This window comes from Acidovorax sp. SUPP3334, assembly GCF_030159055.1.
Lineage (GTDB): Bacteria > Pseudomonadota > Gammaproteobacteria > Burkholderiales > Burkholderiaceae_C > Paracidovorax.
In genome coordinates this window covers 12,855-38,362 of sequence record NZ_BQXQ01000036.1, presented here as the reverse complement: position 1 = coordinate 38,362, position 25,508 = coordinate 12,855, and the positions used below count along the sequence as shown (strand labels likewise).

Below are 25,508 nucleotides of genomic sequence, written 5' to 3'. Positions count from 1 at the left end.
ACCCATGGCCCCGCATGGGCACCGGCTGGGGCCTCGCAGGCCGCATCACTTCTCGACGAACGCGCGTTCGATCACGAAGTCGCCGGGCTTCGTCGTGTTGCCCTCCTCGAAGTCGCGGTGCTCCAGGATGGCCTTGAGCGACGCCAGCATTTCGGGGCTGCCGCACAGCATCACGCGGTCGATCAGCGGGTCCAGCGGCGGCACGCCCAGGTCGGTGAAGAGCTTGCCGCTTTCGATCAGGTCGTTGATGCGGCCCTGGTTGCGGAACGGCTCGCGGGTCACCGTGGGGTAGTACTTGAGCTGCCTGGCCACCGTCTCGCCCAGGAACTCGTGCTTGGGCAGGGTTTCGGTGATGAAGTCGTGATAGGCCAGTTCCTTGACCTCCCGCACGCCGTGCACCAGCACGACTTCTTCGAACTTCTCGTACGTGTCGGGGTCGCGGATCACCGACAGGAAGGGCGCGAGGCCCGTGCCCGTGGAGATGAGGTACAGGCGCTTGGCCGGCAGCAGGTAGTCGATCAGCAGCGTTCCGGTGGGCTTTCTGCCCACGACGATCGAATCGCCCACCTGGATGTTCTGCAGGCGCGAGGTCAGCGGGCCCTCCGGCACCTTGATCGACAGGAACTCCAGGTGCTCTTCATAGTTGGCGCTGGCGATGCTGTAGGCCCGCAGCAGCGGCTTGTCGTTCACCTTGAGGCCGATCATGGTGAAGTGGCCGTTGGAGAACCGAAGCGCGGGATCGCGCGTGGTGGTGAAGGAAAACAGGCGGTCGGTCCAGTGGTGGACGGAGAGGACTCGTTCTTCGTTGAATGCGCTCATGGAATGGTGGCAGATTGGGTGTGAAACGAAAGAAACCGTCAGGGGCAGGGCCGGTGGCGTGTGGACGCGTCGCGCGACCTGGGCTGCCCCCTGCCATGCGGGCAAACCCGCACATTGTCAGGCAAACCGGGCCTGCGGCCTTATGGCATCTGGGCATGTGCTTATGCCAGCCGGGCCCAGGCGGTGGCGCTGCGCCTCAGGCGAGCGCATCGATGCGGGCCACGTAGCCTTCGATCCCCTGCGCCATCCAGTCCATCACCACGCGCACGCGGCGGGGCAGATGGCGGCGGTGCGCGTAGAGCAGGGTGATGGGCATCGCAGGCGCAGGATGCCCGGGCAGCACCGATACCAGCGTGCCCCGCTGCAGGTGGCCGTGCATGCCGACCAGCGGTGCCTGCACGATGCCCAGGCCCGCCAGGCAGGCGGCCTGGTACGCCTCGGCCCCGTTCACCGTGATGGGCCCCGCCATCGGCAGGCGCGAGGTCTTGCCATCGTGCAGGTACTCGAAGCCGCCCGACTTCGCGCCCAACGTGGTCACGTAGTGGATCAGGTGGTGGTGCGCCAGATCCTGCAGGGACTGCGGCGTGCCGGCGCGCGCCAGGTACTCCGGGCTGGCGCAGTTGACCATGCGCAACAGCCCCAGGGGCCGGGCCACCAGGCCGGGCTCGGCCACGGCGCCGACGCGTACCACGCAATCGAAACCTTCGCGCACCAGGTCCAAGCGGCGGTCGGTGCTGCTGATCTCGATCTCCAGGCGGGGGGGGGGCGCTCCAGCAGGCCGGGCAACTGCGGCAGGACCACGCGGCGCGCGACGCCGGTGGACATGTCGATGCGCACCCGCCCGCGCAGGGCTTCGCCGCCTTGCTGCTGGAACATGGACTGCAGTTCGTCCACATCGGCCAGCAGATTCTTGCACCGCTCGTAATAGGCCTGTCCGTCCTGCGTGAGCTGCACGCGCCGCGTCGTGCGGTGCAACAGCCGTGTGCCGAGCTGGCTTTCCAGGTGCTGTACGGCCACCGAGGCCCCGGCCTTCGGAATGCCCAGAGCGTCGGCCGCCTGCGTGAAGCTGGACAACTCAGCCACGCGGACGAACACCAGCATGCGGTCAAGAGGGTTCATTGTTTTGCTGGGGTGAACAAACTGATCGGTTTCAGAGGGTTTATCGAAGGATAGCCGCTCAATAGACTGCAAAGCGTTCTGATTCACCCCTCACCCTCCAACCCTTGCTTTCAAAGGCCCGCCATGACCGCTTCTTCGGTTTCTTCCACTTCTCCGACCCCATCAACCCCCGCCTCGCCCATCGCCCTCGTCACCGGGGGCAGCCGGGGCCTGGGCCGCAATGCCGCGCTGCACATCGCCCGGCAGGGCATCGACGTGATCCTCACGTACCGCACGCAGGCGCAGGAAGCCCGGGACACCGTGGCCGAGATCGAAAGCCTGGGCCGCCGCGCCATCGCGCTGCCGCTCGACGTCTCGCAAAGCGGCTCCTTCGCGGCGTTCGCTGGGCAGGTGCGCGAAGCGCTGGCGCAGCACTGGCAGCGCGAGCGTTTCGACTTTCTGGTGAACAACGCAGGCATCGGCATCCATGCCAGCTTCATGGAGACGACCGAAGAGCAGTTCGACCAGCTCGTCGGCATCCATTTCAAAGGCGTGTTCTTCCTCACGCAAAAGCTGCTGCCGCTCATGAACGACGGGGGCCGCATCGTCAATGTGTCCACCGGCCTGGCGCGTTTCGCGCTGCCGGGCTTCGCGGCCTACGCGGCCATGAAGGGCGCGGTGGAGGTGCTCACGCGCTACCTGGCCAAGGAACTGGGCCCGCGCGGCATCGCGGTGAACGTGGTGGCCCCGGGGGCCATCGAGACCGACTTCGGCGGCGGCGCGGTGCGCGACAACGCGCAGATGAATGCCTTCATCGCCTCGCAGACCGCGCTCGGCCGCGTGGGCCTGCCGGACGACATCGGCGGCTTGATCGCCTCGCTTTTGCTGCCGGCCAGCCGCTGGGTCAACGGCGAGCGCATCGAGGCCTCGGGTGGCATGTTCCTGTAGGCCTCAAGCGGCGCCGCGGTGCAGTACGCGCCGGTACTGCACCGCTTCGGCCACATGGGCGGGCGCGATCGCGATGGCGCCCGCCAGGTCGGCAATCGTGCGCGCCACCTTGAGCGCCCGGTGCGTGCTGCGTGCCGACCATGCCAGGCGGGTTGCCGCCGCCTGCAGGAAGCGCGCAGCCGCGTCGTCCAGCACCAGGTGCGTGTCGATCTGCTGGCCCTGCAGCGCCTGGTTGGGCTGGCCCTGGCGGTCGATCGCCTGCTGCCGGGCCCGCACCACGCGCTCGCGCACCGCCGCCGTGGCCTCGCCGGGCGGGGCCTGCAGCAACTCATCGGCAGGGAGCGCCGGCACCTCCACGTGCAGGTCGATGCGGTCCAGCAGCGGGCCGCTGAGCTTTCCCTGGTAGCGGCCGACCTGATCGGGCGTGCAGCGGCAGGTGCGCTGCCCCGAGCCGAAAAAGCCGCAGGGGCAGGGGTTCATGGCCGCCACGAGCTGGAAACGCGCCGGGTATTCCGCCCGCTGCGCAGCCCGTGCGATGGTGATGCGGCCGGTCTCCAGCGGCTCGCGCAGCGCCTCCAGCGCGCTGCGTGCGTACTCGGGAAATTCATCCAGGAAAAGCACGCCGTGGTGGGACAGCGAGATTTCGCCGGGGCGCGGGGGTGAGCCTCCGCCCACCAGGGCGATGGCGCTGCAGGTGTGGTGCGGCGCACTCGTAGGCCGCACGCCCCATTTTTCCGGCCCGAACCGCCCGGCCAGGCTGGCGACGGCGGCACTCTCCAAGGCCTCGTCCACGCTCATGGGCGGCAGAAGCCCGGCAAAGCGGTGCGCCAGCATCGATTTGCCCGATCCTGGCGGGCCCACCAGCAGCAGGCCGTGGCCCCCGGCCGCCGCGATTTCCAGCGCCCGCTTGGCCGCCGCCTGGCCTTTGACGTCCGCCAGGTCTGCCTCGGGTGCGCCGGCCCGAAGGGGCGAGGCCTGCAGCCGCACGAAGCCATCGCCCGCCGGCTCGACCGGGGCGTTGCCCGAAGCCGGCAGAAAGTGCTGCACCACATCGAGCAGATGGCGCGCCCGGTACACCTCGATGCCGGGCACCAGCGCTGCCTCTTCGGCACTGCCGGGCGGCAGCACCATGCGCACGGCCACGCCGGCCGACCGCAGGGCCAGGCTGGTGGCGAGCGCGCCGCGCACGGGGCGCAGTTCGCCGGACAAAGACAGTTCGCCGGCGAACTCATGGCCCGCCAGGCGCGCGCTGTCGATCTGCCCGCTCGCCGCGAGAATGCCCAGGGCAATCGGCAGATCGAACCGACCCGAATCCTTGGGCAGGTCGGCCGGGGCCAGATTGACCGTGATTTTCTTGTTATTCGGGAATTCCAGCCCGGCATTTTGCAGGGCCGAGCGCACGCGCTCCCGGGCTTCCTTCACTTCGACATCCGCCAGACCGACCAGCGTGAAGCTGGGCAGTCCATTGGCCAGATGCACCTCGACCGTCACATTCGGCGCCTGCAGTCCCAGCAATGCCCGACTTTGCACCAAAGCAAGACCCATCTTGATTCTCTCCCCTCGTTGGAACGCCGGCTCGCAGCCCGCGCCTGAATTTCGAAAGGCGAGGATATAGGCAATCACCCCTGCCGACGCGGCGGCAATGGCCTCCAACGCGGTGATTGCCTGGATTGAGACTCCAGTTCCCCAAGGTGCGAGCAAGAGAAACAGGGCGTCAGGACGCAGCGACTTTGCTTTCCGATGCCCCAGCGTTCCTCGGAACGCAAGCGTTCATCCGGGTTAATCGCGGACGGCCTCAGACATTCAAGGGTTAATGCCATCGAAGGGTCTTTCGATAAAGATAAACCACCATTTAATAATGTACATATCTGTACTTTATTGGTGGTTTTAATATCGATTTCGCAGCATGAATAAAATAAATTTTCCTTATATCGGATGGGATGGAGCAAGGCTGCGACCCATTTTTCCGTGTCACACGAAAGCAAATGAAAAATAAAAACCCCATATTTACATGGGTGCGATTTTTGATCTAGCCTAATACCGTGTTGCACTGCAGCATCTACCTAACACGGAGGTTTCCATGGATCTGACCACGCGTCTCATGCTTCAAAACCGTGCCTGGGCCGACGAGATGACCTCGCGCGATCCGGCATTTTTCGAAAATCTGGTGGCGGGGCAGCAGCCGCGCGTCTTCTGGATCGGCTGTGCCGACAGCCGGGTGCCGGCCGAGAGCGTCACCAACGCGTTGCCTGGCGAGTTGTTCGTGCACCGCAGCGTGGCCAACCTGGTTCGGCCCGACGACCCCAACATCATGAGCGCGCTCCAGTACGCGCTGGACGTGCTCCAGGTCGAATACGTCATCGTGTGCGGCCACGAGGGCTGTGGCGGGGTCCGGGCCGCTTTGGTGCCGGCCGAGAGTGCGGTGCCGGCGCGGGGCGACTACCTGGCCGAGCACCTGCGGCCGTTGCGGGCCCTCTACCGCCGCCGTGCTGGCGAGATCGACGGCGACGCGGCTCCCGATCCCGAATCTGCCGAGGAACTGGCGGCCCGGGTCGGCCGATTCGTCGAACTGAACGTCGCCGAACAGGTGCACACGCTGGCCGCCACGCCGCAGGTGCGGCGCGCGTGGGAACGCGGGCAACCCCTGCAGCTGCTGGGCTGGGTCTATGCGCTGCGCGACGGGCGCCTGCGCCAGGTGCTGGAAGTGGACGCCAGCAGTACCCAACTGGCCGCAGCGGCCTGACGCGAAGGAGTCCTCACCATGCAAGACACCCTTCGCACCCCCGGTGCCGACGCATCGGCCACCGGCCTGCTGGCCCACTGGCGCCATGATGTGCCCGCGGGCCTCGTCGTTTTCCTGGTCGCTCTGCCGCTGTGCCTGGGCATCGCACTGGCCAGCGGCGTGCCGCTGCTGGCAGGGCTGGTTTCCGGCATCGTGGGCGGGCTCGTCGTGGCCTGGCTCTCGGGCTCGCAGCTCAGCGTGAGCGGCCCTGCCGCCGGGCTGGTCGTGATCGTCGTCGATGCGATCGTCAAGCTGGGGAGCTTCGAGGCGTTCCTGGTCGCCGTGGTGATCGCCGGCGCGCTGCAGTGGCTGTTCGGCCGCCTGCAGGCCGGCGACATCGGCGCCTGCTTTCCCTCGCCGGTCATCAAGGGCATGCTGGCCGCGATCGGCCTGATCCTCATCCTCAAGCAGCTTCCCGTGGCGTTCGGTTTCGCCTCCGGCGAGCAGGCCATGCGCCTGGTGCCTCCCACCATCGACGGTTTCGACGACCTGGGCCGGCTGGTCGGTGCCGTGACCGGCAGCGCCGTGATCATCGCTGCCGGCGCGCTGGCCATCCTGTTTGCCTGGGATTCCCCCTGGGCCAAGCGCCTGCCGCTGATCGGCCGGCTGCCCGGGCCGCTGCTGGCGGTGCTGTGGGGCATTGCCTACCAGGCCATCGCCATGGCGACCGAGCCGTCGGTGGCGCTGCCCGAATCGCAACGCGTGGCTTTGCCCGAAGGCAACAGCCTGGGCGCGCTGTGGTCGCAGCTCGCTTCGCCCGACTGGTCGGCGCTGGCGCGGCCCGAGGTGTACACCATCGCCTTCACGCTGGCCGTCGTGGCCAGCCTGGAGACGCTGCTGAGCCTGGAGGCCGGCGACCGGCTCGACCCGCTCAAGCGCGTGGCGCCGCCCAACCGGGAACTGCAGGCGCAGGGCGTGGGCAACGTTCTGGCCGGCCTGCTGGGCGGGTTGCCGATCACGGCGGTGATCGTGCGCACGTCGGCCAACATCCAGTCCGGCGCGCGCACCCGCCTGTCTGCGGTGTTCCACGGGCTGCTGCTGCTGGCGAGCGTGCTGTTCCTTTCGGAGTTCCTGCAGTGGGTGCCGCTGGCGGCGCTGGCCGCCGTGCTGCTGCACACCGGCTTCAAGCTGGCCAAGCCGGCCATGATCGCGGCCGTGTGGCGCGAAGGCTGGTCGGTCTTCGTGCCGTTCGCCGTGACGGTGGGGGCGATTCTCGCCACCGACCTGCTCATCGGCATCCTGATCGGCCTGGCGTGCAGCATGCTGTTCCTGATCCAGGCCAACACGCGGGGCGCGCTGACGATGATCTCCGACGGCAACGTGCATCTGATGCGGCTCAGCAAGGACGTGTCGTTCTTCAGCAAGGCCACGCTGCGCCGCTACCTGGACCGGGTGAAGCCGGGCCATTCCCTGGTGATCGACGGCTGCAACTGCGGCTTCATGGACCGCGACATCCGCGAAGCGCTGGATGACTTCGTGGCCCACGCGCAGGAGCGCGGGGTCCATGTCGAGTTGCGTTCGATGCCGCAGACGGCCGCTGCCGTGCTTCCTGCGGATGGCGAGCGGCCCCATCCCCTGCATTGGCTCAAGCCCCGCTCGACGCGCTGACGGGCTCTGCCGAATGCACCCTTGACCGTGCCGCGCCCAGGTACGGCACGGTCAGGGGGCCTCGAATCGGGCGCAATGGCCCAAGGCAGTGCGCATTGCCCTGTCGTCCCCAAGACGGTGCGCCGACTCGGGCGCAAGCCGGGTTTGCGCGGAATCGGCACTGCAATGGTGCAAAACGTTACCCCTCTGCATGGCGTGTAACCACTTTTGGCATATCGCCTTCGCCGGTGGGATGGCTGCAGGAGAGCGCCGACAAGGCATGGCACGGTCCATGCTTTGAACGGGTTCATCCCTAATCAGCCACCCCGGAGGAACCATGCCCCGTGTATCCATGAAGTCCTTGAGCGCCGCCCTCGTCGTCGCCCTGCCTCTGCTGGCCAGCGCGCAACTGACGGGCAACGTCAGCCTGACCACCAACTACAAGTTCCGTGGGCAGGACCAGGACGCCAGCCGGGTCAAGGCGGTCAAGCCGGCCATCCAGGGCGGGTTCGACTACAGCTTCGGCGACACCGGCTGGTACGTGGGCAACTGGAATTCCAGCGTGGACTGGCTGCCGGGCAATTCCATCGAGATGGACTTCTACGGCGGCTACAAATTCAAGGCCGGCGACGTGGACCTGGACCTGGGCGCACTGACCTATGCCTACCCCGGCAACTCGGTCGGCAACACCACCGAGCTGTACGGCGCCGCCACCTACGGCCCGCTGACGGCCAAGTACTCGCACACCATCTCCAAGGACTACTTCGGCTGGGCCGCGGCCAAGACGACCAGCAACAAGGGCCGCAACACCGGCTACCTGAACCTGGCCTATGCCCAGGAAGTGGCCCCCAAGACGACGCTGAAGGCCTCCGTCGGCTTCACGCGCTTTGCCAGCGACATCAAGGACCTGGGCGTGCCCAACTACATGGACTACAGCGTGGGCGGTGCCTACGACTTCGGCTCGGGCCTGTCCCTGTCGGCTGCCGTGGTGGGCGCCAACAAGAAGGCCTTCTTCGGCCCGGTCAACAAGTCGCGCCTGATCGTTGCGCTCACGAAAACCCTGTAAAGACAACAGGCGCCGAGGGGTGCCTCCAATGGAGAAAAGCAACATGAAAATGGTGACAGCCATCATCAAACCCTTCAAGCTCGACGAGGTGCGCGAAGCCTTGTCGGACATCGGGGTCCAAGGGATTACGGTGACCGAGGTCAAGGGCTTCGGCCGCCAGAAGGGCCACACCGAGCTGTACCGCGGCGCCGAGTACGTGGTCGATTTTCTGCCCAAGGTGAAGATCGAGGCCGCCGTGTCCGACGAGCTGGTGGACCGCGTGATCGAAGCCATCGAAGGCGCTGCCCGCACCGGCAAGATCGGCGACGGCAAGGTCTTCGTGTGCCACCTGGAACAGGTCGTTCGCATCCGCACCGGCGAAACCGGCAAGGAAGCCCTGTAAGGCCCGGCCCCCCGCGCCTCTCACCAGACCCAAGAGAAAACGCCATGAAAAAAATGCTTGCTTCCTTCCTGCTGGGGTTGAGCCTGATGGCCTCCGGCACTGCCGTGCTGGCCCAGACACCCGCCGCGTCCGAACCCGCTGCCGCGACGGCACCGGCTGCCGCTGCGCCCGCTGCGGCTCCCGCTCCAATGGCCGCAGCGCCCGCACCGGCCGAAGCCGCCGCAGCGGCTGCACCGGCCGCAGCCCCCACGCCAAAGCTCGACTCGGGCGACACGGCCTGGATGCTGACCTCGACCCTGCTCGTGATCCTCATGACCATCCCGGGCCTGGCCCTGTTCTACGGCGGCCTGGCCCGTTCCAAGAACATGCTGTCGGTGCTGGTGCAGGTGTTCGTGATCTTTTCGCTGATGAGCGTGCTGTGGGCCGTGTACGGCTACACCCTCACGTTCGGCGGCGAGGGCACGTTCTTCGGCGGCTTCGACAAGATCTTCCTCAAGGGCATCGCGCCGGACACGCTCTCGGGCGCGCTGCCGACCATCCCTGAATACGTGTTCGTGGCCTTCCAGGGCACCTTCGCGGCCATCACCGTCGCGCTGATCGTGGGCTCGTTCGCCGAGCGGATCAAGTTCGCCGCCGTGCTGATCTTCGCCGTGCTGTGGTTCACCTTCAGCTACATCCCCATGGCGCACATGGTGTGGGGCGGCGGCCTTCTGGCGAAGGACGGCGCGCTCGACTTCGCCGGCGGCACCGTGGTGCACATCAACGCCGGGATCGCCGGCCTGGTGGGCGCCTACATGGTGGGCAAGCGCATCGGCTTCGGCAAGGAGGCGCTCACGCCCCACAGCCTGACGCTGACGATGGTGGGTGCCTCGCTGCTGTGGGTGGGCTGGTTCGGCTTCAATGCCGGCTCCGCCGGTGCCGCCAACGGCGCCGCAGGCCTGGCCTTCATCAACACCGTGCTGGCCACCGCGGCCGCCACGCTGAGCTGGCTGGCCGGCGAGTCCCTGCACAAGGGCAAGGCGTCCATGCTGGGCGCAGCCTCCGGTGCCGTCGCTGGCCTGGTGGCCGTCACGCCGGCCGCCGGTTTCGTCGGTCCCATGGGCTCCATCGTGCTCGGCCTGATCGCCGGCGTGGTCTGCCTCTGGGGCGTGGGTGGCCTCAAGAAGATGCTGGGCGCCGACGATGCGTTCGACGTGTTCGGCGTGCATGGCGTGGGCGGCATCATCGGTGCCATCCTGACCGGTGTGTTCGCATCGCAGGGCCTGGGCGGCACGGGCGGCCTGACCCCCGACACCTTCGCCATGGGCGCACAAGTGTGGATTCAGCTCAAGAGCGTGCTGGTCACCATCGTGTGGTCCGGCGTGGTGGCCTTCATCGCCTACAAGATCGCCGACCTGCTGGTGGGCCTGCGCGTGCCGGAAGAAGCCGAGCGCGAGGGCCTGGACATCACGTCGCACGGCGAAACCGCCTACAACCGCTGATTTGCGAGATCCCTGCCGCGGTGACTGGTGGCATCGCGGCGGTGCGACAACAAGCGAGATATTCCTCCTGGACATTGGGCCCGCCGCAAGGTGGGCCTTTTTTTTGGCCGCGGCGGGCGTGCCGCGAATAATGGTGCGGATTTCCAGGAGACACCCCACATGCCCATGGACTGGCGCCCCGCCGTTTCCGAGCCCGACCAACTGGGCGAATCGCCTTTCTGGCACCCGATCGAATCACGCCTGTACTGGGTGGACATCGCCGGGCGCGCGCTCTGCCGGCTGCACCCGGCCTCGGGCCGGGCCGAACGCTGGGCCATGCCGTCCGAGCCCGGCTGCATCGCGCCGGCCCGCACCGCGGGCGAGCCCAGCGGCCTGGTGATCGCGCTGCGGGACACCCTGTGCCGGGCCACGGCCTGGGGCGGGCCCCTGGTGCCGATCGCCCGGCTGCCCATCGACCCGTCCACGCAGCGCGCCAACGACGGCAAATGCGACGCCCTGGGCCGCTTCTGGGTGGGCACGGTGCACGAACCCGCGTCGGGGCCGCGGCAGCCCGTCGCCGCGCTGTACTGCGTCGATGGGCGGCAGGCCGGTGCGCCCGGCGTGCGCCAGGTGCTCGACGGCGTGGCCACGGCCAACGGCCTGGGGTGGTCGCCGGACGGCCGCACGCTGTATTGGGTGGACACGCCCTCGCATGTGATCCGCGCCTGGCGCTGCGACGATTCGGGCAACCCCGTCGGGGCGCCGCGCGTGCTGCACACCTTCGCGCACAAGCCCGAGGGCTGGAAACCCGGCGATCCCGGCTACGGCGGGCGGCCCGACGGCGCTGCGGTGGACGCCGAAGGCCACTACTGGTGCGCCATGTACGAGGGCGGGCGCGTGCTGCGGCTCTCGCCGGAGGGACGCATCGTGGCCGACATCGCCGTGCCGGCCCTGTGCCCGACCATGCCCTGCCTGGCCGCCGATGGGCAGGATGGCGCCACGCTGTTCGTCACGACCGCGCGCCAGGGCCGCCCTGCCGATGAGCTGGAGCGCCTTCCCCATTCCGGCCACCTGCTGGCCGCCGGCGAGCGCCAGCCGGTCGCCGGCCTGCCCGTGAACTGGTACGAAGAAGCGCAGTTGCCCGCCGGTCTCGCCTGACCAAGCCGGCAGGAAAGACGCGCCCGCGTGCCTTTCTGGCACGGTGAAAAGCCGGTTAAACACCTTGTTGCATCAAGGCGTCCGTCCCGCTTGCGCCTGTGGTTAGCATCCGCCCCGAAAAAAATCTTTGAGGGAGGATTGCATGAGCGCAGAATTGGCGGCCACGTTCTTCAACGCAGGCTACGGGCAAACATTGGCCCAGTCCATGGACAAGAACCAGGTGGACGTCCTGGTGCTGACACAGAGTCAGTACATGAGCATCCTGCAGGACAAGGCCAGAAACAACGCGGCGCTGGAATTCAACCTGCGCAAGATGCTGTCCCAATCCAGCTTCGGCCAGTACTGGCAAAAGGAGTTCAGTCCCAACGCAAGTGAGCCGTGGGTTGGGCCGGTAGCGCAGGGAGCCAATGATGCGCTTGCCATCACCAAAACGCTGAACGCCATCGGCATGGCCGGCATCGGCAGCTATATCAAGACCACGGCGACAGGCACGTACATCATCATCAAAGGTTATTCGGCACGGCGCAGCAGTGCCCTGCAGGGCACCCGTTACCTGGCAACCAATCCAAAGATGCTGCAGCTCGGCCTTGGGATCAAGAGCCTTCAGGGCATTGCCAAGGGTGGCTTCATGCTGGGTGTGGTGGTATCCACGGGTATCGAGTTGATGGACTTCATGTTCAACGACGAGAAGACCATGTACGACCTGGTGGGCGGTATCGGCGTGGAGGCAGTGAAGGGCGGATTGGCTGGACTCGTGGCCTATGGCATCGCTGCGGGACTGGGAACGTTGGTCACGACAGTGGCTGTCACACCTTTGATCGCCATGGCCGTTGTCGCTATCGGAGGCGGCATCGTGCTGAACCTGATAGACAACGAATACAAGATAAAAGGCAACGCCATTGCCGGTCTGAAAATGCTGCCAGAAAAAACGGCCCAAGGCGTGTATTACATCGACACCAAGGTCCAGTCATGGCAAGACGATCTCCGCACTGCTGTCGAGCAGAAGAAATCAGAAATGGGTCAGGCGATTAACCAAGGCATGAAGGATTGGCTTTGCCGCATCAGTTGCTTGCGCTATTAGTCAAAAAATCGATTGACCATGTTTGAAGTAAAAAAAGTCCGAAGAGCTTTGATATGGGGTGTCCCGCTTTTCATTGGAGTCGCCGCGAGCTGCATCTGGGCGGTATGGCATGCAGTCATCCCGACGTTTGAAGCCATCGCGGCACGCGCGCCTGTGGTGCGGATAGCGCCGGCCTCCCAGGTCACGCCGTTCATCGCTGTCTTCTGCATATTGGCGGCGGTAATAAGCTGCATGAGGGCAATTCCCGCGAGCGATAAGGTCATCTATCCATTCGAGCGGGTCTTCACGATCTCCGTGCTGTTGGGCGGGATCGCCATGGTGCTGATCCCGGTGACGTCGGTGGCCCAGCGCTTCTACATGCCCAGCGTGGGCTATACCGTGTGCTCAGAACTGCAGGGCCACCCCACCATGTGGTTCACCGACTGGGTGCGCGATCCGGCTTTGTGCGTCAAGGGCAAGAGCCTGGAATGGGTGACTGAGCAGGCGGGCTCGACCCGCCGCATTGCGCCGTAGTCTCTCCAGCCGAATCGCTGTCCAGTGCGATGCGCTACTTTGCGTTCCTGCGGATGGTTTCGCATCCACTCAGTGTTTAACTGACTGGCATTGACCCACGCGCCGGGATTCACGCACGGCGTTCAAAAAATTCACGGCCCGCCGCGCCCCGCTGGCAAAAGCGGGCCGGTACGATCCACGCCATGGATTCCGCCCTCAGCCACATTCTCGACCGCGTGCGCGAAAGCGCCCGCCAGCGCACCCCCTTGCGCATCTGCGGCGGGGGCACCAAGGACTTTCATGGCGGCGCGGCGCTGCACGGCAAGCGGCTGAGCACTTCCGCGCTCTCGGGCATCGTGAATTACGAGCCGAGCGAGCTGGTCGTCACGGCCCGCGCCGGCACGCCCCTGGCCGACCTGGAAGCCGCGCTGGCCGCCCAGGGCCAATGCCTGCCTTTCGAGCCACCGCATTTCGGGCCGGGCGCCACCGTGGGCGGCATGGTGGCCGCGGGCCTGTCGGGCCCGGCGCGCGCCAGCGTGGGCGCCGTGCGCGACTACGTGCTGGGCCTGGAGCTGATCAACGGCCGGGCCGAGCTGCTGCGCTTCGGCGGGCAGGTGATGAAAAACGTGGCCGGCTACGACGTCTCGCGGCTCATGGTGGGCGCCTGGGGCACGCTGGGCCTGATCACCGAGGTCAGCCTCAAGGTGCTGCCGGTGCCGCCGGCCGAGGTCACCTTGCGCTTTGAAAACAACCAGGCCGATGCGCTGCGCCGTCTGCAGGCGTGGGGCGGCCAGCCGCTGCCGCTCAATGCCAGCCGCTGGGAGGGCGGGGCGGGCGGCACCGGGTCGCTGTGGGTGCGCCTGCGCGGGGCGGTGGCTGCCGTGGAGGCCGCATGCCGCAGCATGGGTGGCGAGCGTGTGGCCCCCCCCACCGCCGCGCGCGATTGGCAGGCTTGCCGCGATCAGGCCCTGCCGTGGTTCGCCGGCCGTGTCGCCCGCCCGGATCTGGCGCTGTGGCGCCTGTCGGTGCCGGCCGCCGCGCCCGTGCTGGCGCTGCCTGCGGGCACGCTGGCGCCGCTCATCGAATGGCACGGCGCGCTGCGCTGGGTGCAGGCCCCGCTGGGCGACGGTGCCGCGCTGCACGAGGCCGCACTGGCGGTCGGGGGAGGTGCTTCGCTTTTCATAGCACCCAGCGCAGTGGATACGGCGGCAGCGGCACGTTTTGATCCAAATCCTGCCGGGGCGCTGGCACAAATCCATGCCCGGCTCCAGCAGGCCTTCGATCCGGCGGGCCTCTTCAACCCCGGCCGGATGGACATCGGGCGGTAGCGCCGTGCCCCTGCGTCTGCCCCTGCACCCGCTGCGCTACGGCCGCCCCGGCCCGGTGACGGCCTTCCCACCCTTCGAGACACGCCATGCAAACCACGCTCGCTCCCGAATTCCAGGGCACGCCCGAAGGCCGCGAGGCCGAAGCCATCCTGCGCAAATGCGTGCACTGCGGCTTTTGCACCGCCACCTGTCCCACCTACCAGTTGCTGGGCGACGAACTCGATGGCCCGCGCGGGCGCATCTACCTCATCAAGCAGGTGCTGGAGGGCGAGCAGCCCACGCGCAAGACCCAGTTGCACCTGGACCGCTGCCTGACCTGCCGCAACTGCGAGACGACCTGCCCGAGCGGCGTGCAGTACGGCCACCTGGTGGACATCGGCCGCAAGATCGTCGATGAAAAGGTCGAGCGCCCCATCGGCGAGCGGGCCGTGCGCTGGGCCTTGAAGGAAGGCTTGCCCTCGCCGCTGTTCGGCCCCGCCATGAAAGCCGGCCAGGCCGTGCGCGGGCTGCTGCCGAAAAGCCTGCGCGCCAAGGTGCCGGCGCCGCAGGCGGCCGGTACGTGGCCCGGGCGTGAACACGCGCGCAAGGTGCTCATGCTGGCGGGCTGCGTGCAGCCTGCCATGGCGCCCAACATCAACGCGGCCACGGCGCGCGTGCTCGATGCGGCAGGCATCCAGGCGGTGATCGCCCCGCAGGCCGGCTGCTGCGGCGCCGTGCGCTTTCACCTGAACGACCAGGAGGGCGGCAAGGCGCAGATGCGCGCCAACATCGATGCCTGGTGGCCCTATGTGGAGCAGGGCGGCATCGAAGCCATCGTCATGAACGCCTCGGGCTGCGGCGTCACGGTGAAGGACTACGGCCATCTGCTGAAGGACGAGCCCGCCTATGCCGAGCGCGCCGCGCGCATCGGCGCCATGACGCAGGACCTGTCCGAGTGGCTGCCCGAACTGCTGTCCGAGCTGGCCGGCACGCTGCACGGCCGGGTGGTGCCGCCGGACACGCTGTTCGCCTACCACCCGCCGTGCACGCTGCAGCACGGCCAGAAACTGCGCGGCGTCGTCGAGCGCCATCTGAGCGAACTGGGGTTTCGGGTGCGGGTGGCGCGCACCGAATCGCACCTGTGCTGCGGCTCGGCCGGAACCTACTCGGTGCTGCAGCCCGAGCTGGCCTATCCGCTGCGCGACCGAAAGCTCGATGCGCTGGGCGAGGCGTTCGGCGAGCAGCCGCCAGGGGCCATCCTTTCGGCCAACATCGGCTGCATCACCCACCTGCAAAGCGGCACGGCGATTCCTGTGCGGCACTGGATCGAAGTGCTGGACGAGGCCTTGTCGGCCGCGGCCCGCTGACCCTGCGCGCACCAAGGCTGGCATGATGGCGGGTTTTGACCGCCGCGCTGCCGCGCACCAACCGCGTTTCTTCGCCATGACCGACCCTGTGACCGCACAAGAACAACAGAACAACGTCCCCGCGCCGGCCCCCACCGCACCGGCCGGGACCGATGCCGCTGCGACCGCCCCTGACACTGCCGCAGTGCAATCGCCCGTCTCCGCCGAACCGGCGGGCGGCGAAGCGGCGCAAGACACCGCACCGCGCGGCGACCGGCCCGCGTCCCGCCGCGGCGGCCGCAACCGCCGCAAGCCCGGCGGCGCAGGCGCGCCGGGCACGGCGCCCGCAGCGCAGGCCGCCCCCCAGAACCCGAAGGGCGCCGGCCCGCAAGGCCCGCGCCGCACGCATCCGGCGCTGGAGCAGCTCGCCGCGCTGTACCCGCACCTGTTCGGCGCGCAGTTCCTGCCGCTCAAGCGCGGCATCTTCCAGGACCTGCTGGCAGCGCACCCCGAGGTGTTCGAGCGCGATGCGCTCAAGCTCGCTCTGGGCATCCACACCCGCTCCACGCGCTATCTGCAAGCGGTGGCCGAAGGCCGCCAGCGCCACGATCTGCAGGGCAATGCCGTCGAGGCCATGGCGCCCGAGCACGTGCACCATGCGCTGCTGGAAGTGTTCCGCCGCCGCAAGCCCCGCGACGGCGAGGACATGACCGCCAAGCTGCGCCGCCGCATCGCGCTGGCCTACGAAGCCTCGGGCCTCACCCGCGAGGCCTACGACACGCTGGTGCGCGGCCGCGACGAAGCCGCGAATGCGCTGCTGGACGAAGCCTTCGCCGAAGTGGCCGAGCGCGATGCCAAGGCCGAAGCGCTGCTGCGGGCCTTCGAGGCCAGCGGCAGCACGGTGGCGCAGTTTGCCGACATGTACGGCATGGACCCGCGCACCGCCGAACGCTCGCTGCACCGCGCCCGCCAACTGCGTGCCGCACCCGCTGCCGCGCCAGCAGCGGCGCCGCAGGAATCCGATGCGCCCGACGCCTTCGACGCGCCAGCCGCATCGGAAGGCCCGGTCGAAGCCTGAACGCGCCAGCGCGTCAGCTGGTCAGTCCGCCAGCGGGGGCGGGCTTTTTCAGTGGTGTGGGTGCTCGGGCGCCACACCACTGACATGACGCTGTCAGGAGCCCCCCCGCACCATGGAGTCCTTCGCAACAACGACCGAAAGGACCTTTCTCCATGGCTTTCACTTCCGCACCGTCCCACGCTTTCACCTCCTGCGCCGCGCCCGCTGCGGCGACCAGCGCCATTACCTGGTTCGAGATTCCCTGCGCCGATCTCGACCGCGCGCAGGCGTTCTACGAACAAGTGCTCGGCCGCCCCATGCACCGGCAGACCTTCGGCGGTGGCGATCCGCTGGCCGTCTTCACCTACGACCGGCCTGCCACGGGCGGCTGCCTCATCGAGGGCCGCCAGGTGGCGCCGGATGCCGGCACGCGCATCTACCTGGACTGCAAGCCTGGACGCCGCGGTCTCACGCATCGCGGCCTCTGGCGGCCGCGTGATCGACGCCTGCATCGAACTGCCCAACGGCATCGGCTTCATCGCCAACGTGTGCGACACCGAGGGCAACACCGTCGGGCTGCACGCCATGGCGCGCTGATCGCGCTGGCCGCGTCCGAGCGCAGCCGCTTTTTTTCCAACCAGATGGGCGGCGCGGTTCGGTAGCATGCGGGCCGGTGCGCCCGCTGCCCGTCCTGCATCGCCCTGCAGTGCAGCGGCTGGCACCATGCACCGAGGGTGCAGCGCCGCAGTTTTCCATTTCCGTTCTGGAGTTTTTCCCCATGACCCCTACCCGCGAAACCGTCGGCGCGTTCACCGTGGCCGGCATCGCCACGCGCACCAACAACCGCGATGAACGCGACCCAGCGCAGGCCCGCCTCGGCGCCCTGTGGCAGCGGTTCTTTGCCGAAGGCATCGCGCAGCAGGTGCAGCCCGGTGCGCTGCAGCCGCGCGTGATGGGCGTGTACAGCCACTACGCCTCGGACCAGGACGGTGACTTCGACGTGCTGGCCGGCGTGGCGCTCGGCGGCGCGACCGGCGTGCCTGAAGTACCTGACGTGCCCGTGGCGCCCCGCTTCACGCAGGTGGCGGTGCCGGCCGGCGAATACCTCGTGTTTCGCCGGCAGGGCACGCTGCCGCAGGCCGTGATCGACACGTGGATCGACATCTGGCATTACTTTCAACAGCAGCAGCAGCAACCTCCGGTGCGCCGCCGCTTCGCCGTCGATTTCGAAGCGTACGAAGGGCCGGACCGGGTCGCCGTCTATATCGGCGTGCTCGGCTGAACGCTTCTCCTTCGATCTCCATCGTTCGACCGCCATCGTCCATGCGCCGCGCCGACCGCCTGTTCCAGATCGTCCAGCTCATCCGGGGGCGGCGGCTGTCCACGGCCGACTTTCTGGCCAAGCGGCTGGAGGTGTCGGCCCGCACCATCTACCGCGATGTGGCCGACCTGCAGCACCAGGGCGTGCCCATCGAGGGCGAAGCCGGCGTGGGCTACCGCCTGGGCGCGGGCTTCGACCTGCCGCCGCTCATGTTCAGCCAGGGCGAGGCCAACGCGCTGGTCGCTGCCGCCCGGCTGGCGCAGTCCTGGCTGGACACCGGCCTGTCCGTCCAGGTGGAGAGCGCGCTGGGCAAGATCCTGTCGGTGCTGCCGCCCGCAGCGCGCGCCGCTGCCCAAGCGCAGGCGCTCTACGCCCCGGCCATGGCGGTGGACCCGCGCACCCAGGCCCTGCTGCGGCCTTTGCGCGAGGCGGTGCAGTCCCGCAACGTGGTGCGGCTGAACTATGCCGACGAACTGGGCCGCCCCAGCGAGCGCCGCGTACGGCCGCTGGGTTGCTTTTACGGGGGCAGGGTCTGGACGCTGTCCAGCTGGTGCGAACTGCGCGAGGACTTTCGCGGTTTTCGCGTGGACCGCATCGTGTCGCTCGACGTGCGGCCGGAGCGCTTCGCGGTGGAGCCGGGCCGCACCCTGGCCGACATGATGCGGGAGGTCCGGCGCCGCGCCGGGGCGGATTCCGAACCCGGCCCCGGCTCAGGCCCCGGCTGATCCGCCGGTGGCTTCAGCGTGGTAGCTCCAGTTCGGGCTGCGTGCAAAGGAAAGGCGCCCGTTCCAGCAAGCCCCCAGGAAGATAGACCGGCTGCCGGATGCGGTTCGCACCATGCTGCGCAGCAGGCCATTGCGGTCCACCGTGAATTGCTCGGCTCGGTAGGCCTCGCTCGTGGTGCCGCTGGGGGCCGTGCAGGTGCGCGTGCCTTCCGAGTCCAGGCCCTCGCCCGACAGGCGGTAGGTGCCGCGGTACTCGCAGGCCGTCTGCAGGTCCGCGGTCCGCGTGTCCATGCGAAAGACGTTGTCGCGCACCACCATGTCGATGTTCGTGGCGGTGAGAAGCTCCTTTGAAGTGGGCCGGCCTTTCAGGGCAGCGGCCATCGGTTGAAAAATGGGTGCCCGGTGTCCGGGCGCTGCTCGATGTAAGCTATTGTTTTTATAGCGGTATCCCCTAGTGGAATATGCGCTGGAGGCCTTTTTGGCCCATGGCCTGTCAAGTCGGCCGGCAGGCTGGCGCCAGGGGGCTGCCGTGCGTCGTCCTTCAACAAGCGCTGCGGCCCCATCCCAAGCCGTTCCGTTTTCACACGGTTTGAAACTTCTTTGACCAATGGTTTCGCCAGAAATCGGGCGCTGGCGGTTAATTTCGGCAGCGTGCGTGTCCCCACGCACCGGTGCCACACAACAAAGCCGCGACTGGCCTCCCCTGGTCGTCCACCGGCCCCCCAACGCACCGCATCCAGAGCAGAGAAGGAGACAAGAATCCATGGCAAACGACGATCCGAAAGACCGTGCCGCCTTCGACTCGGCCATTCAGGCCCTGAAGGCCGAGGTGGCCAATGCCGGGGCGCACCTTTCGCTGGACGCTTCGGCCCGCCTGGCCTACACCCGGCAGATCCAGGCGATGGCGAACGACCTGCAGTTCGAGGCCATGAGCGGCCGCATCACCTGGGCGCAGGCGGCCGAGCAGGCGCAGGAGGCGCGCAACACCATCATGGAGATCATCCGGGGGCGCAGCACGCCGGTCGGGCGGGCCATGGCGCAAAGCCTCAAGGCCGAGGGCAAGACGCTCAACGAGCTCATCGCCCGCAAGGCCCAGCAGATCCACGGGCCCACCGTGCAGTTCGACCGCCTGACCGCCGCGCAGCAGAACGCGGTCTATGGCGAGATCGTCAAATCGGCCGGCAAATCCAATCCGCGCGTGACGCAGACCATGCGCAGCCTGTCGCGCGCGGGGCGGGGGCTGATCGTGCTGTCCATCGCTTTGTCGGTCTACAACGTGGCCACGGCGACCGACAAGACCGCCGCGGCCGGCAAGGAGGTCGCCGTGACCGGGGCCGGCATCGGCGGCGGCATCGCGGGGGGCGCGCTCGCGGGCCTGGCGTGCGGCCCGGGCGCCCCGGCGTGCGTGGCCATCGGCGCCTTCGTGGGCGGGGCGCTGGCGGCTTTCGGGGTGGACTTCCTGTGGTGAGCGGCGGGCCTGCGATGCGCAACCTCACCCGCGCCGAAGTCGCCCTGGCGCCCTTGCCGAGCGCTGGCGGCGATGCCCCGCTGCAAAGCCGGATCACCGTGCACGGCCAGCCCACCGAGTCGCGTGCCGACGGCGTGGTGCTGGAGGCGGCCTTCCAGTGGCGCGATTTCTATCTGCTGTTCACCACCGACGACATCCCGCAGGAAGACCTGCTGCACATCGCGCTGTTCGACGGGCAGTGGCAGCCCCTGGACGCGGCCACCCTCGGCGGCGCCTACACGACGGGCAGTTTCTCGCTGATCGGGGTCGAGGGGGGGAATGCCGTGCGCTTTCGCTTCATCGGCGACACCGACTGGTGCGTGGAGATCTTGCCAACCCCGGGCTTTCGGATGCCCTTCGTGTCCGATCCGAAGGGCGTGGCGCGGCCGCTCGGCTTTTCGCGGCACTTCGTGGTGCGCGGCGATCCGCAGCCGCAGCGCTGACGGAAAGAGGCCCCGCTCCGAACCTGCCTAACCTGCAGAAACGGGCGCGGCGCCTGGTGCCTTCCTGTCGCCGAATCGCTGGCGGCTAAGATCCCCGCGGGAGGAAAACCATGTTGCTCAAAAACCTGTCCGCCAGCGCCGCGGACTTCGCCAATATCGTATGGCCCGCCATTCAGCACGATCCGCTGGTGGGAGGCGGCAAGATCCGTTCGGTCGAGGCCAACGCTTCGCGCGACTTCAAGGACGAACTGGATCTTCTGGCCGGCATCGATGCCTGGCAAGTGATGAACCAGCCCGGCGCGCTGCGGGGCCTGGCCAGCCGTGTGCAGTGGACCGATGAAAACCACCGCAGCTTCACCATCCGCTATTCCCGCCCGTCGGGCGCGGAGACCGAATACCAAAAGCGGCTGATGGCGCTCAATGCCCGGCAGGAAGGCTACGTGTTCCCGCACCTCACGGTGCAGGCGTACCTGAGCGGCCAGGGCGGCCCACTGCGTTCGATGGCCGTGGTCAAGACGGAGGACCTGATGCGCGCCGCGCAGTTCATCGTCACCAATGCCAAAGCGCCGCGACCGGCTTTCTACGGAATGGTCCCGCAACCCGACGGGGGACAGTTCCTGTATCTGAAATGGGACTACCTGGCCTACAAGAAGGTGCCGATGGCGATCATCGACCTCGAAAAGCCCGTGGCCGCCGCGCCGGCCGGCCTCAGCGCTTGAGGGCTGCCTCGATGTCGCCCGCCATCGACTGCGGCGTGTCCCGCGGGCCGTAGCGGCGCAGGACCTGGCCGTCGCGGCCGATCAGGAACTTGGTGAAGTTCCACTTGATGGCCTTCGTGCCCAGCAGCCCCGGGGCTTCGGCCTTGAGCCAGTGGTACAGCGGGTCGGCCTGTGCGCCGTTCACGTCGATCTTGGCCATCATCGGAAAGCTCACGCCGTAGTTGAGCTGGCAGAAGCTGGCGATCTCGTCGTTGCTGCCCGGGTCCTGGCGGCCGAACTGGTTGCAGGGAAACCCGAGCACCGCCAGGCCCTGGCTGGCGTATCGCTGGTGCAGCGCCTCCAGCCCCGCGAACTGCGGCGTGAAGCCGCAGGCACTGGCCGTGTTGACGATGAGCAGGATCTGCCCCTGGTACTGCCGCAGCGGCACGGTCTGGCCGTTCATCTGCCGGGCTTCGAAGTCGTAGGCGCAGGTCATGGCGGGCATCCTTGCAAAACGGTCGGTGGATCGGGGCGCCGGCGCAGCCAGCGCCGCGGTCGTCACGGCGTCTTGGCGGCGGCAGCCTCTCCGGCGAAGTACGGAATCATCATGCGGTTGCCGTCCGCGCCGGTCTCGCGAATGTATTCCAGCGAGAACTGCTCGCCCAGGCGCCGCAGTTCGCGCCGCAGCTCGAAGTCGGGCGTCTCCACCTTGATGCCGTTGCGGGCGAGTTCCGCGATCGACGCGCTGGAGGCCGCATCGCTCGCGCTCCAGCCGCGCGCCTGGGCCTTGTCTGCGGCCTCCTGCACGATCTTGCGCGTGGCCTCCGGCAGCGCCTGCCATTGCGCCTTGTTCACCAACACGAGGTTCTTGGGGTACCAGCCGTGCACGTTGTAGAAGTACTTGATGGGCAGCTCCCAGACCTTGTTCTCCACGCCGGTGACGGGCGAGGTGAACAGGGTGTCGATCTGCCGGTCCAGCACCGCCTGGTTGATGCCCTTGGTGGGCACATCCACGGGCGTGGCGCCCATCAGCTGGGCGATGCGCACCGTGCTGGGGCTGTAGCTGCGCATCCTGGCGCCGCGCAGGTCGCTGGCGTGGCGGATGGGTTTGGTGGTGAACAGGCCCTGGGCCGGCCACGGCACGGCGTACAGCGGCACGAGCCCCTGGCGATCCAGCGCTTCCTGCAGCACGGGGCGCTGCGCCTTCCACAGCCGCAGCGCGTCGTCGTAGCTGCCCACGATGAACGGAATGGCGTCGGCGCCGGCCAGCTTGGTGTCGGCCGCGAGCGTGCTCAGCAGCACTTCGCCGGCAGCGATCTTGCCGGCGCTGACTTGGCCCGCGATCTCCGACAGCTTGGCCACGCTGTTGTCGGGCCGCACGTCGATGACCAGCGAGCCCTTCGTGCGTTCGTTCACCTCCTTGGCGAACTGCTGCAGGTTGACGGTGTGGAACACCTCGGGCAGATAGCCCGTCGCGAGGGTCCAGCGCGCCTGCGCCGACGCCCCGCCCGAAAGAGCCAGGGGCCCGAGCGCCAGCAAAAGCGCACACCATGAACGACGTTTCATACAAAGATCTCCGGTAGCGAGGGAAGCCGGCCTGCGAATGCAAGGCAACGGCCGCCGCTCTTTGCGTAACTGGGGTGTAACTTGCAATAACTATACCGGCGACCGGTCGGCGCGGGTGCATATAAAGCATTTGCTATTGAATTAATAGCATTGGACACATTGAATACGGCGGTGAGAGCCGTTTTCTTGCCTGCGGCGTTCGGTGCTTGGCGCGGCGCGGGGTGCGAATCGGTCAAGTGCCGGGCATGCGCCCTGCGCCGCGTCAGCGCCGCAGGGCGGCCAGCAGGGCCGCGAACACGATCAGCCCGCCCCCCAGCAAGGTGCGCGGCTGCAATTGCGCGGCAGCGAGCAGCACCGACGAGACGCTGGCGAACACCACCTCGGACAGCAGCACCACCGCCGTGGTGCCTGCCGCCAGCCGGGACGCGCCGAACTGCAGCGCCCCGTTGCCCAGCCACAGCGCCACCGCCAGCAGGGCGGCCGTGACGGCCCAGGTGGCGTTCACCGCGGGAAACGGCTCCACGATGCCCGCCTTCCGCCCGATGCACGCGACCGCCAGCGCCATCAGCATGCAGCCGCCGAACATCACGAACATGCGCGCCTGGCCCGGCACCGCGTGCAGCCGCCGCAGCGTGACGTTGGTCAGCGCGAAGGTGAACCCGCCCATCAGTGCCAGGCCGTCGGCCATCGACAGGTTGTCCCAGAGCCGGGCGGGCGATGCGCCCTCGGGCAGCAGCACCAGCACCAGGCCCGTCAAGGCCAGGGCCAGCCGCAGCAGCGCCATGGGCGTGGGCCGCTCGCCCAGCACGCGCCAGGCCAGCAGCAGTCCCCAGACGGGCATGAGATAGAACAGCAGGATCACGCGGACCACGTCGCCCACCGTCACGGCCCAGTTGAACGCCACGTTGTTCAGCCCCGAGCTCAGGGCCAGCAGCCACAGCTGCGGGTGCTGGCGCACCTGGGCCCACAGGCCGGGGCGCAGCGCCAGCAGGCCGAGCAGGCCGAGCAGGATGGCGCAGTACATCACCGCGGTCGCCCACAGCGGGTGCAGCCCCGCGCCGTGCATCACGCGAAACGGCCACCACGCCAGCCCCCAGACGAAGGCGTTGAACAGCAGGGCCAGAACGGGTAGCGGCGAGGGCATGGAAGATCGTGGCGCGACGGCAGCCGTGCGTCCGCCGGGCAGTCGAGAGAGCATGTGAAGGAAAGGGCCGCAGCATCGGCCGATTCTCTGCCTTGGAATCGAGACGGCCCTATGTCAGGCTGTGGTTAAGTTGTACTTTCCATTCCGCAGCACGGCAAGCCGTCCGGCCGGCGGTGCGTCGGCGCCCGGGGTCAGTGGTGGTGGTCGTGCCGCGCCAGGTGCAGCAGGTGGTCCACCTCTTCGCGGTAGCGCACGCAGTTGTGCTGGTGCCAGCGGCGGATGAGCCACATCACCCCGGCGACCACGAGACCGAAAGCGGTGATCGCCCCGAAGACCGACAGCCCCATCTTGAGCGACAGGCTGTAGAACGCGCCCAGGGCCAGGATGCAGGCCTGCTCGTTGAAATTCTGCACCGCGATGGAGCGGCCCGCGCCCATCAGGTTGTGGCCCCGGTGCTGCAGCAGCGCGTTCATGGGCACCACGAGGTAGCCGCCCAGGCCACCCAGCAGGATCAGGAACGGGATGGCGATCCAGATGCTCTTGATGAACACCATCAGCACCAGCAGCAGGCCCATGGCGATGCCCAGCGGGATCACCTTGGTCGCCATGTCGAGCCGCATGCGCATGGACGCCACCATCGCGCCCACGGCGGTGCCGATGGCCACCACCCCGGTCAGGGCCGAGGCCTGCGTGGTGTTGTAGGAAAGCGCGGCCGCCGCCCAGGCCAGCACGATGAACTTGAGGTTGCCGCCCGCGCCCCAGAACAGGGTGGTGGTGGACAGCGAGATCTGGCCCAGCTTGTCGCGCCACAGGCGGTTGTTGCAGGCCCAGAAGTCGGGCAGCATCGCCAGCGGATGGGGGGGCAGGGGGCGCATCTCCACGCCGGTGTGGGGAATGCGGGTGTTGAACCACGCGGCGATCAGGTACAGCGCGATCAGCGCGGCGATGGCCGCTTCGGCCGCGGTGTCCACGCCGGTGTCCACGAAGGGCAGGTCCACCGACAGCAGCAGGTGCGAGATGGCGGGCCCCACGAGCTGGCCGCCCAGCAGCACACCGAGAATGATGGAGGCGATGGTCAGCCCCTCGATCCACCCGTTGGCCTTGACCAGCTGCGAGGCCGGCAGCAGTTCGGTGAGGATGCCGTACTTGGCCGGCGAGTAGGCCGCGGCACCCAGGCCGACGACCGCATACGCGATGAGCGGGTGGGAGCCGAACAGCATCATGAGGCAGCCCACGACCTTGATCGCGTTGCTGAAGAACATGACCTTGCCTTTGGGCAGCGCGTCGGCGAAGGCGCCCACGAAGGGCGCGAGCACCACATAGAACAGCGCGAACATGGGCACGAGCGCCGCGCGCTGCCATTCCGGCGAACCGTTGGTGCGCAGCAGTTCCACGGCGGCCACGAAAAGTGCGTTGTCGGCCAGCGAGCTGAAAAACTGCGCCGACATGATGGTGTAGAAACCGCGCTTCATCGAATGGCTGTTGGGTGCATCAGTTGGCCTGATGCCCTGTTAAATATCG

General features: G+C 67.8%; 26 protein-coding genes and 1 pseudogene. 18 read left to right on the top strand and 9 right to left on the bottom strand.

All coding sequences use genetic code 11. The annotated features are described in order from the left end of the window. Positions 1-45: 45 nt before the first annotated feature. A complete protein-coding gene (locus AVHM3334_RS18545; RefSeq protein WP_284414763.1) occupies positions 46-819 on the bottom strand; it encodes a ferredoxin--NADP reductase in 774 nt (257 codons plus the stop codon). Between the two features lie 196 nt (positions 820-1,015). Then, positions 1,016-1,938, bottom strand: a pseudogene (locus tag AVHM3334_RS18540) (LysR family transcriptional regulator). Between the two features lie 123 nt (positions 1,939-2,061). On the opposite strand from AVHM3334_RS18540, the gene AVHM3334_RS18535 reads away from it, so the two are divergent. Further along, entirely contained in the window at positions 2,062-2,865 is an 804-nt protein-coding gene (locus tag AVHM3334_RS18535; RefSeq protein ID WP_284414761.1) for an SDR family NAD(P)-dependent oxidoreductase, read from the top strand. Positions 2,866-2,868: 3 nt separating this feature from the next. On the opposite strand, the gene AVHM3334_RS18530 is transcribed toward AVHM3334_RS18535, so the two are convergent. Then, positions 2,869-4,410 carry a YifB family Mg chelatase-like AAA ATPase gene (locus tag AVHM3334_RS18530; protein ID WP_284414759.1) on the bottom strand — a complete coding sequence of 514 codons (1,542 nt, stop codon included), beginning with the start codon at positions 4,408-4,410 and terminating at the stop codon, positions 2,869-2,871. A 535-nt stretch (positions 4,411-4,945) separates the two neighbouring features. On the opposite strand from AVHM3334_RS18530, the gene AVHM3334_RS18525 reads away from it, so the two are divergent. From AVHM3334_RS18525 to AVHM3334_RS18495, 7 genes are all read left to right on the top strand, one after another. Next, positions 4,946-5,608, top strand: coding sequence for a carbonic anhydrase (locus tag AVHM3334_RS18525; RefSeq protein ID WP_284414757.1), 663 nt, complete (start codon positions 4,946-4,948; stop codon positions 5,606-5,608). A gap of 18 nt (positions 5,609-5,626) precedes the next feature. Next, positions 5,627-7,255 (top strand): SulP family inorganic anion transporter, encoded by a 1,629-nt coding sequence (locus AVHM3334_RS18520; protein ID WP_284414756.1) that lies wholly within the window; start codon positions 5,627-5,629, stop codon positions 7,253-7,255. Positions 7,256-7,571: 316 nt separating this feature from the next. Further along, positions 7,572-8,300, top strand: coding sequence for a TorF family putative porin (locus AVHM3334_RS18515; RefSeq protein WP_284414754.1), 729 nt, complete (start codon positions 7,572-7,574; stop codon positions 8,298-8,300). 43 nt (positions 8,301-8,343) lie between these two features. Continuing rightward, the gene (gene glnK / locus AVHM3334_RS18510) at positions 8,344-8,682 is read left to right on the top strand and encodes a P-II family nitrogen regulator (protein ID WP_092744562.1); all 339 of its coding nucleotides are present in this window, start codon (positions 8,344-8,346) and stop codon (positions 8,680-8,682) included. Between the two features lie 44 nt (positions 8,683-8,726). Continuing rightward, positions 8,727-10,163 carry an ammonium transporter gene (gene amt, locus AVHM3334_RS18505; protein ID WP_284414752.1) on the top strand — a complete coding sequence of 479 codons (1,437 nt, stop codon included), beginning with the start codon at positions 8,727-8,729 and terminating at the stop codon, positions 10,161-10,163. A 159-nt stretch (positions 10,164-10,322) separates the two neighbouring features. After that, complete coding sequence (locus tag AVHM3334_RS18500) at positions 10,323-11,300, top strand: SMP-30/gluconolactonase/LRE family protein (RefSeq protein WP_502869938.1); 978 nt, start codon at positions 10,323-10,325, stop codon at positions 11,298-11,300. Between the two features lie 142 nt (positions 11,301-11,442). Next, a complete protein-coding gene (locus AVHM3334_RS18495; RefSeq protein ID WP_284414748.1) occupies positions 11,443-12,381 on the top strand; it encodes a hypothetical protein in 939 nt (312 codons plus the stop codon). Here the strand turns inward: AVHM3334_RS18495 and AVHM3334_RS18490 are convergent. Then, positions 12,378-12,614 (bottom strand): hypothetical protein, encoded by a 237-nt coding sequence (locus AVHM3334_RS18490; protein ID WP_284414775.1) that lies wholly within the window; start codon positions 12,612-12,614, stop codon positions 12,378-12,380. The two genes, AVHM3334_RS18495 and AVHM3334_RS18490, sit on opposite strands and share 4 nt — an antisense overlap. Between AVHM3334_RS18490 and AVHM3334_RS18485 the strand changes: the two genes are divergently transcribed. From AVHM3334_RS18485 to AVHM3334_RS18455, 7 genes are all read left to right on the top strand, one after another. Next, positions 12,613-12,894: a hypothetical protein gene (locus AVHM3334_RS18485; RefSeq protein ID WP_349816632.1), complete on the top strand. Its 282-nt coding sequence runs from the start codon at positions 12,613-12,615 to the stop codon at positions 12,892-12,894. The genes AVHM3334_RS18490 and AVHM3334_RS18485 overlap by 2 nt on opposite strands. A 182-nt stretch (positions 12,895-13,076) precedes the next feature. Then, entirely contained in the window at positions 13,077-14,201 is a 1,125-nt protein-coding gene (glcE, locus tag AVHM3334_RS18480) for a glycolate oxidase subunit GlcE (RefSeq protein WP_284414746.1), read from the top strand. A gap of 86 nt (positions 14,202-14,287) precedes the next feature. Further along, positions 14,288-15,547, top strand: coding sequence for a glycolate oxidase subunit GlcF (gene glcF / locus AVHM3334_RS18475; protein ID WP_284414744.1), 1,260 nt, complete (start codon positions 14,288-14,290; stop codon positions 15,545-15,547). A gap of 76 nt (positions 15,548-15,623) precedes the next feature. Continuing rightward, positions 15,624-16,604 (top strand): ProQ/FINO family protein, encoded by a 981-nt coding sequence (locus AVHM3334_RS18470; protein WP_284414742.1) that lies wholly within the window; start codon positions 15,624-15,626, stop codon positions 16,602-16,604. Between the two features lie 152 nt (positions 16,605-16,756). Beyond that, complete coding sequence (locus tag AVHM3334_RS18465; RefSeq protein ID WP_349816631.1) at positions 16,757-17,245, top strand: VOC family protein; 489 nt, start codon at positions 16,757-16,759, stop codon at positions 17,243-17,245. Between the two features lie 116 nt (positions 17,246-17,361). After that, positions 17,362-17,865 (top strand): GyrI-like domain-containing protein, encoded by a 504-nt coding sequence (locus tag AVHM3334_RS18460; RefSeq protein WP_284414740.1) that lies wholly within the window; start codon positions 17,362-17,364, stop codon positions 17,863-17,865. A 41-nt stretch (positions 17,866-17,906) separates the two neighbouring features. Next, positions 17,907-18,629, top strand: coding sequence for a helix-turn-helix transcriptional regulator (locus tag AVHM3334_RS18455; RefSeq protein ID WP_284414738.1), 723 nt, complete (start codon positions 17,907-17,909; stop codon positions 18,627-18,629). Here AVHM3334_RS18455 and AVHM3334_RS18450 read toward each other — a convergent pair. Beyond that, positions 18,615-19,010 carry a hypothetical protein gene (locus AVHM3334_RS18450; RefSeq protein WP_284414735.1) on the bottom strand — a complete coding sequence of 132 codons (396 nt, stop codon included), beginning with the start codon at positions 19,008-19,010 and terminating at the stop codon, positions 18,615-18,617. The genes AVHM3334_RS18455 and AVHM3334_RS18450 overlap by 15 nt on opposite strands. Positions 19,011-19,392: 382 nt before the next feature. Between AVHM3334_RS18450 and AVHM3334_RS18445 the strand changes: the two genes are divergently transcribed. The 3 genes from AVHM3334_RS18445 to AVHM3334_RS18435 all read left to right on the top strand — a co-directional run bounded on the left by AVHM3334_RS18445 (position 19,393) and on the right by AVHM3334_RS18435 (position 21,298). Beyond that, positions 19,393-20,097, top strand: a complete 705-nt coding sequence (locus tag AVHM3334_RS18445; protein WP_284414734.1) for a hypothetical protein — start codon at positions 19,393-19,395, stop codon at positions 20,095-20,097. 14 nt (positions 20,098-20,111) lie between these two features. Beyond that, on the top strand, positions 20,112-20,579 hold the full coding sequence (locus tag AVHM3334_RS18440) for a hypothetical protein (RefSeq protein WP_284414732.1): 468 nt from the start codon (positions 20,112-20,114) through the stop codon (positions 20,577-20,579). Between the two features lie 110 nt (positions 20,580-20,689). Continuing rightward, complete coding sequence (locus AVHM3334_RS18435) at positions 20,690-21,298, top strand: hypothetical protein (RefSeq protein ID WP_284414731.1); 609 nt, start codon at positions 20,690-20,692, stop codon at positions 21,296-21,298. Here the strand turns inward: AVHM3334_RS18435 and AVHM3334_RS18430 are convergent. The 4 genes from AVHM3334_RS18430 to lplT all read right to left on the bottom strand — a co-directional run bounded on the left by AVHM3334_RS18430 (position 21,288) and on the right by lplT (position 25,459). Continuing rightward, the gene (locus AVHM3334_RS18430; protein ID WP_284414729.1) at positions 21,288-21,773 is read right to left on the bottom strand and encodes a glutathione peroxidase; all 486 of its coding nucleotides are present in this window, start codon (positions 21,771-21,773) and stop codon (positions 21,288-21,290) included. The two genes, AVHM3334_RS18435 and AVHM3334_RS18430, sit on opposite strands and share 11 nt — an antisense overlap. A gap of 62 nt (positions 21,774-21,835) precedes the next feature. Continuing rightward, the gene (locus tag AVHM3334_RS18425; RefSeq protein WP_284414727.1) at positions 21,836-22,843 is read right to left on the bottom strand and encodes a TRAP transporter substrate-binding protein; all 1,008 of its coding nucleotides are present in this window, start codon (positions 22,841-22,843) and stop codon (positions 21,836-21,838) included. Positions 22,844-23,105: 262 nt separating this feature from the next. Continuing rightward, entirely contained in the window at positions 23,106-23,987 is an 882-nt protein-coding gene (locus tag AVHM3334_RS18420) for a DMT family transporter (RefSeq protein WP_284414725.1), read from the bottom strand. 191 nt (positions 23,988-24,178) lie between these two features. Then, positions 24,179-25,459 (bottom strand): lysophospholipid transporter LplT, encoded by a 1,281-nt coding sequence (lplT, locus tag AVHM3334_RS18415; RefSeq protein ID WP_284414723.1) that lies wholly within the window; start codon positions 25,457-25,459, stop codon positions 24,179-24,181. Positions 25,460-25,508: the final 49 nt, after the last annotated feature.